Below are 15,208 nucleotides of genomic sequence, written 5' to 3'. Positions count from 1 at the left end.
AGCCAACCGTATGAGCACTTCAGCCCAGATCGGCGTCACGGGCCTCGCGGTCATGGGCCGCAACCTCGCCCGCAACTTCGCTCGCAACGGCTACACGGTCGCCCTGCACAACCGCACGGCGGCGAAGACCCACGCCCTGGTGGAGGAGTTCGGGCACGAGGGCGCGTTCGTGGCGGCCGAGACCGCCAAGGACTTCGTCGCGGCGCTGGAGCGCCCCCGCCGACTGGTGATCATGGTGAAGGCCGGTGGGCCGACCGACGCGGTGATCGAGGAGTTCGCCCCGCTCCTCGAACCCGGTGACATGATCATCGACGGTGGCAACGCGCACTTCGCGGACACCCGCCGCCGGGAGGCCGCGCTGCGCGAGCAGGGCATCCACTTCGTCGGCATGGGTGTCTCCGGCGGCGAGGAGGGCGCGCTGCACGGGCCGAGCATCATGCCGGGCGGGCCGCGTGAGTCGTACGACTCACTGGGCCCGATGCTGGAGAAGATCTCCGCCAAGGCGGCGGACGGCTCGCCCTGCGTCACCCACGTCGGCCCGGACGGCGCCGGCCACTTCGTGAAGATGGTCCACAACGGCATCGAGTACGCCGACATGCAACTCATCGGCGAGGCCTACCAGTTGCTGCGCGACGTCGCCGGGTACGAGCCGGCGCAGATCGCGGACATCTTCCGCACCTGGAACACCGGACGCCTCGACTCCTACCTGATCGAGATCACGGCCGAGGTGCTGTCCCATGTGGACGCGGCCACGGGCCGGCCCTTCGTGGACGTCGTCGTGGACCAGGCGGAGCAGAAGGGCACCGGCCGCTGGACGGTCCAGATCGCGCTGGACCTGGGCGTGCCGGTCTCGGGCATCGCCGAGGCCGTCTTCGCGCGGTCGCTGTCGGGGCACGCGGCGCTGCGCGAGGCCTCGCGCGGCCTGGCGGGGCCGAAGGCGTCTGCGCTGGGCGCGGCGGAGGCGCAGGCCTTCGCCGACCGGGTGGAGCAGGCGCTGTACGCCTCGAAGATCGTGTCGTACACCCAGGGCTTCCACGAGATCGCCGCGGGCAGCCAGGAGTACGGCTGGGACATCGACCTCGGTGCGGTCTCCGCGATCTGGCGCGGCGGCTGCATCATCCGCGCGGCCTTCCTGGACCGGATCCGCGCCGCGTACGACGCCCGGGCCGACCTGCCGAGCCTGCTGTCGGACGCGACGTTCGCCTCGGAGATCGCGGCGGCGCAGGACCCGTGGCGTGAGGTGCTGGTGTCGGCGACGCTCCAGGGGGTGCCCACGCCCGGCTTCGCGGCGGCGCTCGCGTACTACGACGCGCTGCGTGCGGAGCGGTTGCCTGCGGCGCTCACGCAGGGGCAGCGGGACTTCTTCGGCGCGCACACGTATCGGCGGGTGGACCGGGAGGGGTCCTTCCACACGCTGTGGGGCGGGGATCGGTCGGAGGTCTCCGCGTAGCGCCCAGTGGGTCGGGCGGTTCTGTGGGGGCGCGGGTGCGCGTGGGCGGGGGTTGCTCGCGCAGTTCCCCGCGCCCCTTGGGTGTGCGCCCCTGGGGGTGTCGGGGATCGTCGACGGTCAGGTCAGGGGTGGGCCCGGTTCCGGGGCGGGGGTCGGTTCCGGGCCCGGGGGGATCGGGGAGGGGGACGGGTCCGGGGGCGGGCCCGGTCGTGGGGGTGTGGTCGGTTCCGGGGCGGGGGACGGCTCCGGGGCGGGTACCGGGGTGGGGAAGGGGTCCGGGGGGACCGGGGGCGGGGTGGGGAGTGGGTCGGTCATGGTGTCCTCCGGCCAGTTGTCACGCTTGGCTCTGGACTACTCCCCCGCGTACCCGGGGCGGCCGCGGCCACTCACCCGGGTGGCCGACGTGCCGCAGGCCGCGTCGGTCAGAACCGGCCGGGGTGCCCGCGCAGCCAGTCCTTGGCCGCGGCCAGCAGCTCGGGGTCGGCCGCGGGGGCCTCGTCGGGATGGCGTGCGGCCCACTTCACGACGTACGGGCACAGGGGCGCCACGGGGACGCCCTCGCGCTCGGAGACGGCGTACAGCTCGCGCGCCAGCGACCCCGCGATGCCCTTGCCCTCGTGGGCGGGCTCGACGATGGTGTGCACCGGGACCAGCGCGCGCCCGGGCGACTCCAGGACGAAGTACTCGATGCGGCCCACGACTTCGCCGCCGTCGCCGACGGCTTCGAGGCGGCCCGCCGCCCGGTCGTCGCGGATCTCGATGTCGCTCATGGGCACTCCCGGTGCGAAGGCTGCTTCGGTCAGACCGACACCGCGTGCGGGCTGCGCTCCTGGTCGGAGCCCGGTACCGGCTGCGACGGGTCGGCCCCGAGGGACACGATCCGGTTGTCGCGGTCCACGTGCACGACCCGTGGCTCCAGCACCCGCGCCTCGGCATCGGTCACCTGAGCGTAACTGATGATGATCACCAGATCGCCGGGGTGGACGAGATGGGCGGCGGCTCCGTTGATCCCGACCACCCCCGACCCCCGCTGGCCCTCGATGACGTACGTCTCCAGCCGTGCCCCGTTGGTGATGTCGACGATGTGGACGAGCTCGCCGGGCAGCAGATCGGCGGCGTCCAACAGGTCGGCATCGATGGTCACCGATCCCACGTAGTGCAGGTCGGCCTGGGTGACGGTGGCGCGGTGGATCTTGGACTTGAACATGGTGCGCAGCATCTGGACTCCCGGAAGACGGCTCTCCGCCCGCTTTCTGCAGGTCAGAGGCACTCTTCACCGCACAATGACACGCCTGGACCCAAAGATGTCTATGAAAATCGACACACAGCCGCGGGCAGGCTCCTCACCTGCAGCTCTCCCCCCAGGTCACCTGCGGCCGGTAGCCGGGGGCATGGCTGCGATGCGGATGCGGTGGCGGTCCTGGAGAGCCCGGCTGCGGCGCAGGTAGTTCATGATCGCGGCGAGTTCGTCGCCGGTGTAGGCGGCGATCTCGGCGGCGCCCTCCTCGGCGATGGGCCCGTAGATCTCCCAGGCCAGGCGGGCGGCTTCGGGGGTGATGCGGATCTGGGTCCTGCGACGGTCGTCCGGGTCCGGGGTGCGGGTCAGATAGCCCAGGCGTTCCATGCGGTCGAGCATCGCGGTGACGCTGCCGGTGGTGAGGCCCAGCGCGGCGCCGAGCCGGCTCGGGGGCACGCTGTCCTGCCCGACCAGGATCTCCAGGCAGCGCAGGTCGGTGCGGTTGACACCGAGGAGTGAGGCGGCGGCCTCGTCCACAGCGTCGAACGCGGCCTGATACGCCTGCGCCTCCTCGCCGAGCCGGGCGCGCAGTTCTTCGACGGACTCCACTGGTTCCCTTGACATTCAAGTAACACGACAATCAAGCTAAACATCTCTCGACTATCAAGATAGTCGAATGCCGAGCGACCCGGGAGGGGTTGTCGTGGGGGGCAGGTTACGCAAGAGGGCTCTGACCGTGGCAGTGAACGGACTGTCGGCGTGATGCTCAAGGGGCGGGTCAGGGAACGTGAAGCCCTCAGTCGACTGGTTGCGGACCTGCGCGAGCGGTTGAGCGGTGTCGTCGTCCTGCGCGGTGACGCCGGGATCGGCAAGACCGTCCTGCTGGATCATGCGGCCGCGGAGGCCGCCGACCTGCGCGTCCTGCGGGTGGCGGGGGTGGAGGCGGAGTCCGGGTTCCCGTTCGCCGCGCTGCACCGTCTGCTCCTGCCGTTCCTGGACGGCCTCAAGGAGCCCGGCGCGCTGCCCGCGGCCCAGCGCGCGGCGCTGCGGGTGGCCTGTGGGCTGGCCGACGGCCCGGCCGCCGATCAGTTCCTGGTGGGGCTCGCGACGCTCAGTCTGCTTGCGGAGGCCGCGACGCAACGACCTGTGCTGGCCTGCGTCGACGATGTCCAGTGGCTCGACAAGGAGTCCTTGGGCGTGCTCGCCTTCGTCGGTCGGCGGGTGCACGCCGACGGCGTCGGTCTGCTGTTCGCCGCTCGGACCGGTTTCGACGCGCCTGCGGGCATTCCCTGCACCGAAGTCGCCGGGCTGGAGGAAGAGTTCGCTCTGGAACTGCTGCGGGAGGCCGTCCCCGGACAGCTCGACGCCCGGGTCGCGTCGCGGATCGTGGCCGCCACGGCCGGGAATCCGCTGGCACTGGCCGACCTGGGCCAGGAACTGTCCGCCGACCAGCTCTCCGGAGGGCTCGCCCTGCCCGAACCGCTGCCCGTGGGCGGCAGGCTGGAGGCGCACTACCTCGAGCAGGTCCGTGAGCTGCCGGAGCCGACGCAGACCTGGCTGCTGCTCGCCGCCGCCGAGCCGGGCGGCGACCTGAGGTACCTCACGAGCGCGGCAGGCCGGCTCGGGATCGACGCGGAGGCCTCCGGCCCGGCCGAGACCGCGCGTCTGGTGGTGCTGCACGCCGCCGCGCAGTTCCGCCATCCGCTGGTGCGGTCGGCGGTGTACAGCGGCGCCACCAGCGTCGAGCGAAGGCGGGCGCACCACGCGCTGGCCCAGGTCACCGACCGCCCCGCCGACGCCGACCGGCGGGCCTGGCATCTCGCCGCGGCCGCGATCGGGACCGATGCCGCCGTCGCCGCGGAGGTGGAACGCGTGGCCGACCGGGCGGGCGCGCGGGGCGGCTACGCCGCACGCGCCACCTTCCTGACCCGGGCAGCCGAGCTGACGCCCGAGAGCGACGTACGAGTGGGGCGCCTGCTGGCGGCGGCCGAGGCGGCGCTGCGGTCCGGGGCGCCGCTGCAGGCGGAGTCGCTGCTGGACGGGATCGACGGGGAACTGCTCGGGGAGGTCGGCCAGGGCCGGGCACTGCTCGTCCGGGCGAACACGGGCATCGCGCTGGGCCGCGCGGATTCGTTCGCGCAGGCGCCGGCGCTGTGCGTGCGCGCCGCCCGGTTCCTCTCCGACGGCGCTCCGGACCTGGCCCGTGAGGCGCTCTTGCGGGCGATCGACCGCGTGATCACCGCGGAGCACCTCATCCGGGACACGACGCCGGCCGAGATCGCCCGGGCCGTGGAGACACTCGTGCCGCGCACCGGTGCGGCGACCGGCGTCGACCTCGTGCTGCGCGGCTTCGCGGTCCTGGCCACCGACGGCTACGAACAGGCCGTACCGCACCTGCGGCGGGCCTGCGCCATGGTGCTGGACCCGGACACCCCTGAGGAGGAGGTGCTGCGCGCCTATCTGCCCGCCGTCACCCTGTCGATGATCCTTTGGGATGAGCGGACGCACACCGCTGTCATCGGGCGGGCGGCCGACGTGGCCCGGCGGACCGGCTCCCTCTGGCAGCTGGACTCCGCGCTGTACTGCGCCACGATGTCCAAGACCAATCTCGGCGAACTGGCGGCCGCCGACGACCTGTTGACCGAGGGCCACCAGATTCGCGCGGCGATCGGCGCGAACGACGACGTGTGGGCCATCTACCGGCATCCCGAACTGCTGGCCTGGCACGGCGAACGCGACGACCTGGACGCCGTGCTGCGCGGGTCGCTGGAGGCCGGCGCCTGGCTCGGCAGCGGGGCGGTCGAGTCCATCGCCCGCATCGGCATGGTGGTGCTGGCCCTGAGCCGCGGCGACTACGCCGAGGCCCGCACCGTCGCACACGAACTGATCGAACAGGACGTGCTCGCGGTGCACTCCCGGCTGCTCCCCTACCTTGTCGAGGCCGCCGTACGCTGCGGCGACCGGGTCCTGGCCACGACCGCGCTGGCCACCCTGGCCTCCCGGGCCACGGCCTCCGGCACGCCCTGGGCCCTGGGCCTGCTGGCCCGCTCGAGCGCCCTGCTCGCGGCCGTCGACGACGCCGAGCCGCTGTACGACGAGGCGATCACCCTCCTGTCGGGCACGAGAGCCCGCGCCGATCTCGCCGTCGCCCACCTGCTGTACGGCGAGTGGCTGCGCCGCCGCAAGCGGCGCAAGGACGCCCGCGAGCACCTGCGCACGGCCGTCTCGATGTTCGACGCCATGCGGGCCACAGGATACGCGGCGCGCGCCGCCAAGGAGCTCGCCGCCACCGGGGCGCACCCCCGGCGCGGGACGGCCGGGACGACGAGCACGCTCACCCCGCAGGAACTCCAGATCGCCCGGCTCGCCAAGGGCGCCGCCACCAACGCCGAGATCGCGGCCCAGCTGTACATCAGCGCCAGCACCGTCGACTACCACCTGCGGAAGGTCTTCCGGAAGCTCGACGTGACGTCCCGGCGCCAACTCCGCCACGTGTTCGAGGACTGACTGCGGCCACGCCTACGCGCTTCACGGGATTCGAGCACCGACCGTCCTGGCCGAGGCTGGGGCGACCGAACAGACCCTGTGAGACGGGAGCAGTCCATGCCCTATGTCACCGCAAGCGACGGAGCACAGATCTTCTACAAGGACTGGGGCACGGGCCGGCCGGTCGTGCTCAGCCACGGCTGGCCGCTGAACTCCGACAGCTGGGAGGCACAGCAGCTGTTCCTCGCCGCGAACGGCTTCCGCGCCGTCGCCCACGACCGTCGTGGGCACGGCCGGTCCTCCCAGACCTGGCACGGCAACGAGATGAACACCTACGCCGACGACCTCGCCACCCTCATCGACACGCTCGACCTGCGCGACGCGACGCTCGTCGGCTTCTCCACGGGCGGCGGGGAGGTCGCCCGCTACGTCGGACGGCACGGCACCGCCCGCATCGCGCAGCTCGTGCTGGTCTCCGCCGTGCCGCCGTTCATGCTCAAGACCGACGACAATCCCGGCGGTGTACCGGTCGAGGCGTTCGACGCGATCCGCGCCGGGTCGCTCGCCGACCGCTCACAGCTGTACCGCGATCTGGCCGACGGCCCGTTCTTCGGCAACAACCGGCCCGGCGCCGAGGTGTCCCAGGGCATCCGGGACGCTTTCTGGCGCCAGAGCCTGCAGGCCGGACACCGGGGCGCCTACGAGTGCATCGCGGGCTTCTCGGCCACCGACTTCCGCGCCGACCTGGACGCCTTCGACGTGCCCACGCTGGTCATCCACGGCGACGACGACCAGGTCGTGCCCTTCCACGTGGGCGGCGAGGCGTCGGCGGCCCGCATCAAGAACGCGACGCTGAAGGTCTACCCGGGCGCGCCGCACGGCATCACGGACACGCACAAGGAACAGCTCGGCGCCGACCTGCTGGACTTCCTCAACTCCTGAACTCCTGACCACAGAAGGAACCACCACATGATTCCCGAAGGTCAGCCCCGCCGCCGAGTGCTCGGCGGGCTGCTCGCGGCGGGAGCGGTCACGCTCGGCGCCGCCCCTGCCCCCGCTTCCGCCGCCGCCCGCGCGGGCGGCGGCGCAAAACCGACGGTCGTGCTCGTCCACGGCGTGTTCGCCGACGCCTCCGGCTGGAACGACGTCGTCGCCCGGCTGCTGAAGGCCGGATTCCCGGTCGTCGCCCCGGCGAACCCGCTGCGCGACCTGGCGGGCGACTCGGCATACGTCTCCAGCGTCGTCGACACGATCCCCGGCCCGGTCATCCTGGTCGGCCACTCCTACGGCGGCGAGGTCATCACCAACGCCGGACGCGGCCGCCCCCAGGTCAAGGCACTGGTGTACGTCGGTGCCTTCGCGCCCGACGAGGGCGAGAGCGCGTTGCAGCTCGCCGACATGTTCCCCGGCAGCAGGCTGAAGGACGCGCTGGTGACCCGCCCGTTCCCGCTGCCCGACGGCACGACCGGCACCGACGGCTACATCGACCAGGCGAAGTTCCACGAGGTCTTCGCCCAGGATCTGCCGGCCTCCGTGACGCGGCTCATGGCGGCCGCCCAACGCCCGGGCAGTGTGGGCGGGTTGGCGTCCGGCAGCGGCGTCCCGGCCTGGCGGAGCCTGCCGTCCTGGTATGTGATCCCCACCGCCGACAACGTCATCCCGGCCGCGGTGCAGCGCTTCATGGCCGAGCGCGCCGGGAGCACGACCGTCGAGGTGAGGGGCTCTTCCCACGTCGTGATGATGTCGCACCCCGACATCGTGGTCCGCCAGATCCTGGCCGCCCACCGCGCCACCCGCTGACGTCATTGACGTCATTGACGTCGGAAGGAACACCGATGAGCGCACCGGACACCATCGTCCTGATCCACGGCTTCTGGGTGACTCCGCGCAGCTGGGAGCACTGGATCGACCACTACGAGAAGCAGGGCTACCGCGTGCTCGCGCCCGCCTACCCCGGCTTCGAGGCAGAGGTCGAGTCCCTGAACGCCGACCCGACCCCGATCGAGAAGGTGACCGCCCCGCAGATTTTGGAGAGCCTGGCGAACGTCGTCCGCGGGCTCGACAGACCGCCCGTCCTGATCGGTCACTCCGCGGGCGGCGCGTTCACCCAGGTCCTGCTCGACCACGGCTTCGGCGCGGCCGGAGTGGCCGTCAACTCCGCGCCCACCGAGGGCGTGAAGGTGACCCCGCTGAGCCAGGTGAAGGCGACCTTCCCCGTGCTCAAGAACCCCGCCAACCACCACAAGGCGGTCGGCCTCACCCCTGAGCAGTGGCATTACGCCTTCACCAACACGTTTCCCGAGGACGAGTCCCGGGCGCTCTACGAGCGTTACGCGATTCCCGCGTCGGGCCGCATCCTGTGGAACAGCGTGCTGGCCAACCTCCAGCCCGGCCACCAGGACATCTGGGTGAACTACCACAACGACGACCGGGCACCGCTGCTGTTCCTCTCCGGCGAGCTGGACCACCTCATGCCGCCCAAGGTCCAGCAGTCCAACGCCCAGCACTACAGGTCGAACACCGTCACCGAGGTCAAGGTGTATCCGGGGCAGCCGCACCTGATGCCGGCCTCGCCGGGCTGGGAAGAGATCGCGGACCACGCGCTGTCGTGGGCCTTGTCGCACGCCCGCTAGGCGTACCAGCACGCCCGGGACGGTCGTATCCGCCGTCCCGGGCCACCGGAAGGGATCACGGCATGACCGACGTCCGCGTCACCCACATCGGCGGTCCGACCGCACTGATCGAGGTCGGCGGCTGGCGGCTGCTGACCGACCCGACGTTCGATCCGCCGGGGCGCCGCTACTCGTTCGGCTGGGGCACGTCCTCCCGCAAGGTGTCCGGCCCCGCCCTCTCCGTCGCGGACCTGCCGCCGGTCGACGCCGTCCTGCTCAGCCACGACCACCACGGCGACAACCTGGACACGGCCGGGCGCGCCCTGCTGCCGACCGTGGACACCGTGCTCACCACGCCGTCCGGAGCACGACGCCTCGGCGGCAACGCCCGCGGCCTGACGCCCTGGACGGCCACGCGCCTCCAGGCCCCGGGTCGCACGACGATCGACGTCACCGCGACCCCCGCCCGCCACGGACCGCCGCTGTCCCGGCCGATCACCGGGGACGTCACCGGCTTCGCACTCCACTGGAAGGGACAACAGCACGGCGTGCTGTGGATCTCCGGAGACACCGTCCTGCACGACGGCGTACGACACCTTGCCCGCCGCCTCGACGTGGGGACCGCCCTGTTGCACATGGGCGGCGTGCGCTTCCCGCTGACGGGCCCGATCCGGTACACGATGACGGCCGCTCAGGCCGTGGAGCTGTGCAGTCTGCTCACCCCGCGAACCGTCCTCCCCCTCCACTACGAGGGCTGGCACCACTTCCACGAGAACCGCGAAGCCGTCGAACGGCAGCTGGCCGCGGCCCCCGCCGACATCCGGGACCGCTTCCGCTGGCTGCCCGCCGGAACGGGCGTCGACGTCAGCGTGTGACGGCGACGGCGACGCCGACCGGCGTATGCGGCTGTCCGCTCCGGGCACGGTGGCCCGTGCCACGTCAGCTGCCGTCCAGGAACTGGAAGAGCTCCTCGTCGGTCGCCGCCGTGACGTCGAGTCTCGGTTCGGGGTGGTCGGTGGAGTCGCGGTACGCGCGTACCTTCGCCAGGAGGCTCTCTATGCGGTCGGTGACCTCGTCGCCGTCCGGGCCGGTGACCGAGGACAGGGTCAGGGCGGACTCGACGCGGGCGAGTTCGGTGAGCACCGAGCCGGTCGGGGCCGGTGCTCGGGCCGCGAGTTCCCGGATCAGCTCACGGGTGACGGCGGACGCCGTCGGGTGGTCGAAGACCAGCGTCTGGGCGAGTCGGAGGCCGGTCTCGGCGCTGAGGCGGTTGCGGAACTCCACGGCGGACACCGAGTCGACCCCCAGCTCGGAGAACGCGCGGTCGGGTTCGATCGCGCGTCCCGTCGGGTAGTCCAGGACCTCCGCCATCTGGGTGCTCACCAGGTCGAGCAGCACGTCGAAGCGCCGGTCCTCCGGCAGGCCGGCCAGTCGGTCGAGGACCGGGCCCGAGCGGCTCGACGCCGAACGCGGGGTGCGGCGTACGACGGTGCGGCCGGCGAGTCGGCGCAGGATCGGGGGCACGTCCGACTGGGCGCGCGTCGAGGCGAGGTCCAGGGTGACGGGGACCAGCACCGGCTCTTCGAGGCCCAGCGCGGCGTCCAGCAGGGCGAGGCCCTGCTCCGACGAGAACAGGCTCACCCCGAGCCGGCCCAGCCGGGCCAGGTCCACATCGGAGAGCTGCTCGGTCATCGTGCTGCGTTCGGCCCACATGCCCCAGGCCAGCGAGACCCCGGCCAGCCCCTGGGCCCGCCGGTACTGTGCGAGGGAGTCCAGGTAGGCGTTGCCGGCCGCGTAGTTGGCCTGGCCCGCCGGGCCGATCAGGCCGGACATCGAGGAGAACAGCACGAACGCCGACAGGTCGAGGTCGCGGGTCAGTTCGTGCAGGTTCCAGGCGGCGACCATCTTGGGGCCCAGCACGGTGTCGAGGCGCTGCGGGGTCAGATCGGTCAGGACGCCGTCGTCGACCACGCCCGCCGCGTGCACGACCCCGGTCAGCGGGGTCTCGGCCGGGATGTCGGCGAGCAGCCGGGACAGCGCGGCCCGGTCGGCCGTGTCGCAGGCGGCCAGGACGACCTCGGCGCCCATCCCGGTCAGCTCGGCCGCCAGGTCCACGCCCCGGGCGGAACCGGCCCCGGCGCGGCTGACGAGCAGCAGCCGCCGCACGCCGTGGGCTCTCACCAGGTGCCGTGCCACGACGCCGCCGAGCATGCCGGTGCCGCCGGTGACGAGCACCGTCCCGGCGCCGAACGCCGCCGGTGGGGCGGCGCCGCTGCCGACCTCGGCCCGGACCAGTCGGGGCACCAGCACCCGGCCCTTGCGGACCGCCAACTGCGGCTCCAGGGTGACCAGTTCCGCCACCGCGTCCCACGGCACCGGCTCGGCGTCCACGTCGATCAGCCCGAACCGGCCGGGGCTCTCGGTCTGCGCCGACCGCACGAGGCCCCACACGCCCGCTTGGGCGAGGCCGCCGACCCGCTCCCCCGGCTCGGCGCCGACCGCGCCCTCGGTGACCAGCACGAGCGTGCCGGAGGCGAACCGCTCGTCGGCGAGCCACTCCTGCATGACGGCGAGCACCGCGCCGGTGACCTGCCGGGCGTCCGGGCCGGCCGGGCAGCGCAGGAACACCACCTCGGGGTCGGCGGGAAGGTCCGCGGTGCCGTGCGCGAGCGTCCAGCGGACGCGCTCGGCCGGTTCGGCGGGCACCGCCGACCAGTCCACCCGGAACATCGACTCCGCGGGCCCGCCGGAACCGGTCGTCGGCAGTTGACGGAACCGCAGTTCTTCGACCGACGCCACCGGCGCACCGGCCGCGTCGGCGAGCTGGATCGTCACCGCGTCCTCGCCGGCGGGCGCCATCCGCACCCGCAGCACGGACGCCCCGACCGCCGACAGGGACACCCCCGACCAGGCGAACGGCAGGACGGCGCCGTCCATCGCGTCGAGGAAGCCGCCGTACCAGACCGTGTGCAGCGCGGCGTCCAGCAGCGCCGGGTGCAGGCCGAAGCGGTCCGCGTCGGCCGCCGGCTCCGGCGGCAGGGCGACCTCGGCGAACATCTCGTCGCCGCGCCGCCACAGTCCCGTCAGGCCCTGGAAGGCCGGGCCGTAGTCGTAACCACGCGCGCCGAGGTCGGCGTACACATCGCCGACGGCGATCTCGTCCGCGCCTTCCGGCGGCCAGTGGGCGGCCTCGAACTCCGTCGGTCGGGGCGCGTCGGCCAGTGAGCCGTCGGCGTGCCGGATCCACTCGCCGCCGTCCGGCTGGGCGTGCACCGACACCGTCCGGTGGCCCGACTCGTCGGCGTCGCCGACCACGACCTGGATCCGGGCGCCGGTGCGCTCCCCCAGCACCAGCGGTGTGTGCACGGTCAGTTCGTCGAGCAGCTGGCAGCCGAGCTCGCGGCCCGCCCGCAGCGCCATCTCCACGAACGCCGCGCCCGGCACGATCACCCGGCCCAGCACCGCGTGGTCGGCCAGCCAGGGCTGGGTCTCCAGCGAGAGCCTGCCGGTCAGCACCGTCGCGCCGGACTCCGGCAGGGTCAGCACGGCGCCGAGCAGCGGGTGCTCCCCGGCGGCCAGGCCCGCGGCCCGCAGGTCGCCCGGCTGCGTCGCGGCGTCCATCCAGTACCGGTCGCGCTGGAAGGCGTAGGTCGGCAGGTCCACGGCGGTCGCACCCGTGCCGGCGAACACCTGGGGCCAGTCGACCTCCATGCCGTGGACGTGCGCCGCGGCCAGCGCGGTGAGCGCGGTGACCGGTTCCGGGCGGTCGGCGCGCAGCACCGGCACCGCGACCGGCAGCGCGTCCCCTTCGGGGAAACAGCCCTCGGCCATCGTGGTGACCGCGGCGTCCGGTCCGACGCCGACGAACCGGGTGACGCCGTCCTCGCGCAGACGGCGTACCGCGTCGGCGAACCGCACCGGCTCGCGGACCTGGCGCACCCAGTACTCCGGTGAGCGCAGTTCCTCGGCCGACGCCGGCTCGCCGGTGAGCGTGGACACGATCGGCAGCACCGGCTCGTGGAAGGTCACGTCGGCGAGCAGCGCGCGGTAGGGCTCCAGCATCGGGTCCATCAGGGACGAGTGGAACGCGTGGCTGACCCGTAGGCGCTTGGTCCGCCGGCCCAGGGACGCGAAGTGCTCGGCGCAGCGCAGCACCGCGTCCTCCTCGCCCGACACGACCACCGACCGCGGGCCGTTCACGGCGGCGACACCGGCCGCGCCGACCTCGCCGGCCGCGCCGATCCCGCCCGTGTCGTCGCCGGTCAGCGCCGACGCGACCTCGTCCGCGGTCGCCTGGATCGACGCCATCGCGCCGCCCTCGGGCAGTCGTTCCATCAGCCGGCCGCGCGCGGCCACCACCCGGCAGGCGTCCGGCAGCGTCCACAGCCCGGCGACGAACGCCGCCGACAGCTCGCCGATGGAGTGCCCGGCCAGCGCGTCCGGCCGTACGCCCCACGAGCCGAGCAACCGGGTCAGCGCGACCTCGACCGCGAACAGCGCGGGCTGCGCCCAGCCGGTGCGGTCCAGCAGTCCCGCCCCGCCCGAGCCCTTCTCCCTGTCCGTCTTGGTTTCCGTCTTGGTTTCCGTCTCCCCGAGCAGTACCTCGCGCAGCGGGCGGTCCAGGAGGCCGTCGAAGCCGGCGCACACCTCGTCCAGGGCCGCGGCGAACACCGGGAACGCCGCGTACAGTTCGCGGCCCATGCCGAGCCGCTGGGTGCCCTGTCCGGCGAACAGGAAGGCGGTGCGGCCGGGGCGGGCGACGCCCCGCACCACACCGGAGGCCGTGTCGCCGTGGGCGACGGCCCGCAGGGCGGCGAGCAGCCCGTCCCGGTCCGCCGCCACGACCGCGGCACGCTGTTCGAACACCGTCCGGGTCGTGGCCAGCGTGAACGCGACGTCGAGCGGGTCCAGGGCGTCCGCGGCGGGCAGCAGCCGTTCGGCCTGGCCGGCCAGCGCTTCGGGCGTCCTGCCGGACAGCACCAGCGGCATGAGCGGCAGCGGCACGGGAGCCGCCTGCGGCTCGGCCGGCTCGGCGTCCGGCGCCTGTTCCAGGATCACGTGCGCGTTGGTGCCGCTGATGCCGAACGACGACACCGCCGCCCGTCTCGGCCCGTCCGTCGCCGGCCACTCGCGCCGCTCGGTCAGCAGGTCGACCGTCCCCGCCGACCAGTCCACGTGCGAGGACGGGGTGTCCACGTGCAGGGTCTTCGGCAGCACGGCGTGGCGGAGCGCCAGCACCATCTTGATGACGCCGCCGACCCCGGCCGCCGCCTGGGTGTGTCCGATGTTGGACTTCAACGACCCGAGCCACAGCGGACGTTCGCGGTCGACGCCGTAGGCGTCCAGGACGGCCTGGGCCTCGATGGGGTCGCCGAGGCTGGTGCCGGTGCCGTGCGCCTCGACCGCGTCCACGTCCGCCGGGGACAGCCCGGCGTCCTCCAGCGCCTGGCGGATGACGCGCTGCTGGGACGGTCCGTTCGGGGCGGTGAAGCCGTTCGACGCGCCGTCCTGGTTGACCGCGCTGCCGCGCACCACGGCGAGCACCGGGTGCCCGAGCCGTCGTGCGTCCGAGAGCCGCTCCACCAGGAGCATGCCGACGCCCTCGCCCCAGCCGGTGCCGTCGGCCGCGTCGGAGAAGGACTTGCAGCGCCCGTCCGGGGACAGCCCGCGCTGGCGGCTGAACGCGACGAGCATGCCCGGGGTGGACATCACCGTGGCGCCGCCGGCCAGCGCCAGCGTGCACTCCCCGCGGCGCAGCGACTGGACCGCCAGGTGCAGCGCGACCAGCGACGACGAGCAGGCCGTGTCGACGGTGACGGCGGGCCCCTCGAAGCCGAAGGTGTACGCGATCCGGCCGGAGGCGGCGCTGTTCGTGGTGCCGGTGAGCAGGTGCGCCTCCGCGCCGCCGACGGCCTGGTGCAGCCGGGGGCCGTAGTCCGCGGCCATGGCCCCGGCGAACACCCCGACCCTGGTGCCGCGCAGCGCGGCGGGGCGCAGCTCGGCCCGCTCCAGCGCCTCCCACGAGGTCTCGAGCAGCAGCCGCTGCTGCGGGTCCATCGCGACCGCCTCGCGGGGCGAGATCCCGAAGAACTCCGGGTCGAACTCCGCGGCCCGGCGCAGGAATCCGCCGCGCCGGGTGTAGGTGCGGCCCGGGGTGTCGGGGTCCGGGTCGTAGAGCGCCTCCAGGTCCCAGCCCCGGTCGGCGGGGAACTCGGTGATGGCGTCCTCGCCGGCGTCCAGCAGCCGCCACAGGTCCTCGGGCGAGCCGACGTCGCCGGGGAACCGGCACGCCATGCCGATGACGGCGACCGGTTCCGAGCCGGACTGCTCGGCGTCCCGGAGTTGCTGTCTGGTCTGCTGCAGCTCGGCCGTGACCCGCTTGAGGTACTCGACCAGCTTCTCTTCGTTGCTCACGGGTCCTCC

At 73.3% G+C, this 15,208-nt stretch carries 9 protein-coding genes and 2 pseudogenes; 6 read left to right on the top strand and 5 right to left on the bottom strand.

Annotated features, from left to right (window positions below; genetic code table 11):
* Positions 1-10: 10 nt before the first annotated feature.
* The gene (gene gndA / locus ACWD4O_RS31115; protein WP_451284921.1) at positions 11-1,450 is read left to right on the top strand and encodes an NADP-dependent phosphogluconate dehydrogenase; all 1,440 of its coding nucleotides are present in this window, start codon (positions 11-13) and stop codon (positions 1,448-1,450) included.
* Positions 1,451-1,872: 422 nt separating this feature from the next.
* Here the strand turns inward: gndA and ACWD4O_RS31110 are convergent, their stop codons facing one another.
* The 3 genes from ACWD4O_RS31110 to ACWD4O_RS31100 all read right to left on the bottom strand — a co-directional run bounded on the left by ACWD4O_RS31110 (position 1,873) and on the right by ACWD4O_RS31100 (position 3,311).
* The gene (locus ACWD4O_RS31110; protein WP_451284919.1) at positions 1,873-2,220 is read right to left on the bottom strand and encodes a GNAT family N-acetyltransferase; all 348 of its coding nucleotides are present in this window, start codon (positions 2,218-2,220) and stop codon (positions 1,873-1,875) included.
* A gap of 29 nt (positions 2,221-2,249) precedes the next feature.
* Positions 2,250-2,669, bottom strand: coding sequence for an aspartate 1-decarboxylase (gene panD, locus ACWD4O_RS31105; RefSeq protein WP_451284918.1), 420 nt, complete (start codon positions 2,667-2,669; stop codon positions 2,250-2,252).
* 147 nt (positions 2,670-2,816) lie between these two features.
* On the bottom strand, positions 2,817-3,311 hold the full coding sequence (locus ACWD4O_RS31100) for a MarR family winged helix-turn-helix transcriptional regulator (protein ID WP_451284916.1): 495 nt from the start codon (positions 3,309-3,311) through the stop codon (positions 2,817-2,819).
* A 138-nt stretch (positions 3,312-3,449) separates the two neighbouring features.
* On the opposite strand from ACWD4O_RS31100, the gene ACWD4O_RS31095 reads away from it, so the two are divergent.
* The 5 genes from ACWD4O_RS31095 to ACWD4O_RS31075 all read left to right on the top strand — a co-directional run bounded on the left by ACWD4O_RS31095 (position 3,450) and on the right by ACWD4O_RS31075 (position 9,660).
* Positions 3,450-6,194 (top strand): AAA family ATPase, encoded by a 2,745-nt coding sequence (locus ACWD4O_RS31095; protein WP_451284914.1) that lies wholly within the window; start codon positions 3,450-3,452, stop codon positions 6,192-6,194.
* Positions 6,195-6,290: 96 nt separating this feature from the next.
* Positions 6,291-7,115 carry an alpha/beta fold hydrolase gene (locus ACWD4O_RS31090; protein WP_451284912.1) on the top strand — a complete coding sequence of 275 codons (825 nt, stop codon included), beginning with the start codon at positions 6,291-6,293 and terminating at the stop codon, positions 7,113-7,115.
* Between the two features lie 27 nt (positions 7,116-7,142).
* Positions 7,143-7,973: an alpha/beta fold hydrolase gene (locus ACWD4O_RS31085; protein ID WP_451284910.1), complete on the top strand. Its 831-nt coding sequence runs from the start codon at positions 7,143-7,145 to the stop codon at positions 7,971-7,973.
* A 35-nt stretch (positions 7,974-8,008) separates the two neighbouring features.
* The gene (locus ACWD4O_RS31080; RefSeq protein ID WP_451284908.1) at positions 8,009-8,806 is read left to right on the top strand and encodes an alpha/beta hydrolase; all 798 of its coding nucleotides are present in this window, start codon (positions 8,009-8,011) and stop codon (positions 8,804-8,806) included.
* A 62-nt stretch (positions 8,807-8,868) separates the two neighbouring features.
* Complete coding sequence (locus ACWD4O_RS31075; protein ID WP_451284906.1) at positions 8,869-9,660, top strand: MBL fold metallo-hydrolase; 792 nt, start codon at positions 8,869-8,871, stop codon at positions 9,658-9,660.
* Positions 9,661-9,724: 64 nt separating this feature from the next.
* Here ACWD4O_RS31075 and ACWD4O_RS31070 read toward each other — a convergent pair.
* A pseudogene (locus ACWD4O_RS31070) lies at positions 9,725-11,308 on the bottom strand (type I polyketide synthase); the annotation flags it as partial.
* A gap of 183 nt (positions 11,309-11,491) precedes the next feature.
* Positions 11,492-15,160: pseudogene (locus ACWD4O_RS31065) on the bottom strand (type I polyketide synthase); the annotation flags it as partial.
* Positions 15,161-15,208: the final 48 nt, after the last annotated feature.

Source organism: Streptomyces sp. NPDC002623, from assembly GCF_053592635.1.
Note: the sequence above shows the minus strand (reverse complement) of the source record. Positions and strands in the feature narration are given on the sequence as shown.

Coding starts and splice junctions, on each gene's coding strand:
- gndA (WP_451284921.1), top strand. CDS start 11: ATGAGCACTTCAGCCCAGATCGGCGTCACGGGCCTCGCGGTCATGGGC.
- ACWD4O_RS31110 (WP_451284919.1), bottom strand. CDS start 2,220: ATGAGCGACATCGAGATCCGCGACGACCGGGCGGCGGGCCGCCTCGAA.
- panD (WP_451284918.1), bottom strand. CDS start 2,669: ATGCTGCGCACCATGTTCAAGTCCAAGATCCACCGCGCCACCGTCACC.
- ACWD4O_RS31100 (WP_451284916.1), bottom strand. CDS start 3,311: ATGTCAAGGGAACCAGTGGAGTCCGTCGAAGAACTGCGCGCCCGGCTC.
- ACWD4O_RS31095 (WP_451284914.1), top strand. CDS start 3,450: ATGCTCAAGGGGCGGGTCAGGGAACGTGAAGCCCTCAGTCGACTGGTT.
- ACWD4O_RS31090 (WP_451284912.1), top strand. CDS start 6,291: ATGCCCTATGTCACCGCAAGCGACGGAGCACAGATCTTCTACAAGGAC.
- ACWD4O_RS31085 (WP_451284910.1), top strand. CDS start 7,143: ATGATTCCCGAAGGTCAGCCCCGCCGCCGAGTGCTCGGCGGGCTGCTC.
- ACWD4O_RS31080 (WP_451284908.1), top strand. CDS start 8,009: ATGAGCGCACCGGACACCATCGTCCTGATCCACGGCTTCTGGGTGACT.
- ACWD4O_RS31075 (WP_451284906.1), top strand. CDS start 8,869: ATGACCGACGTCCGCGTCACCCACATCGGCGGTCCGACCGCACTGATC.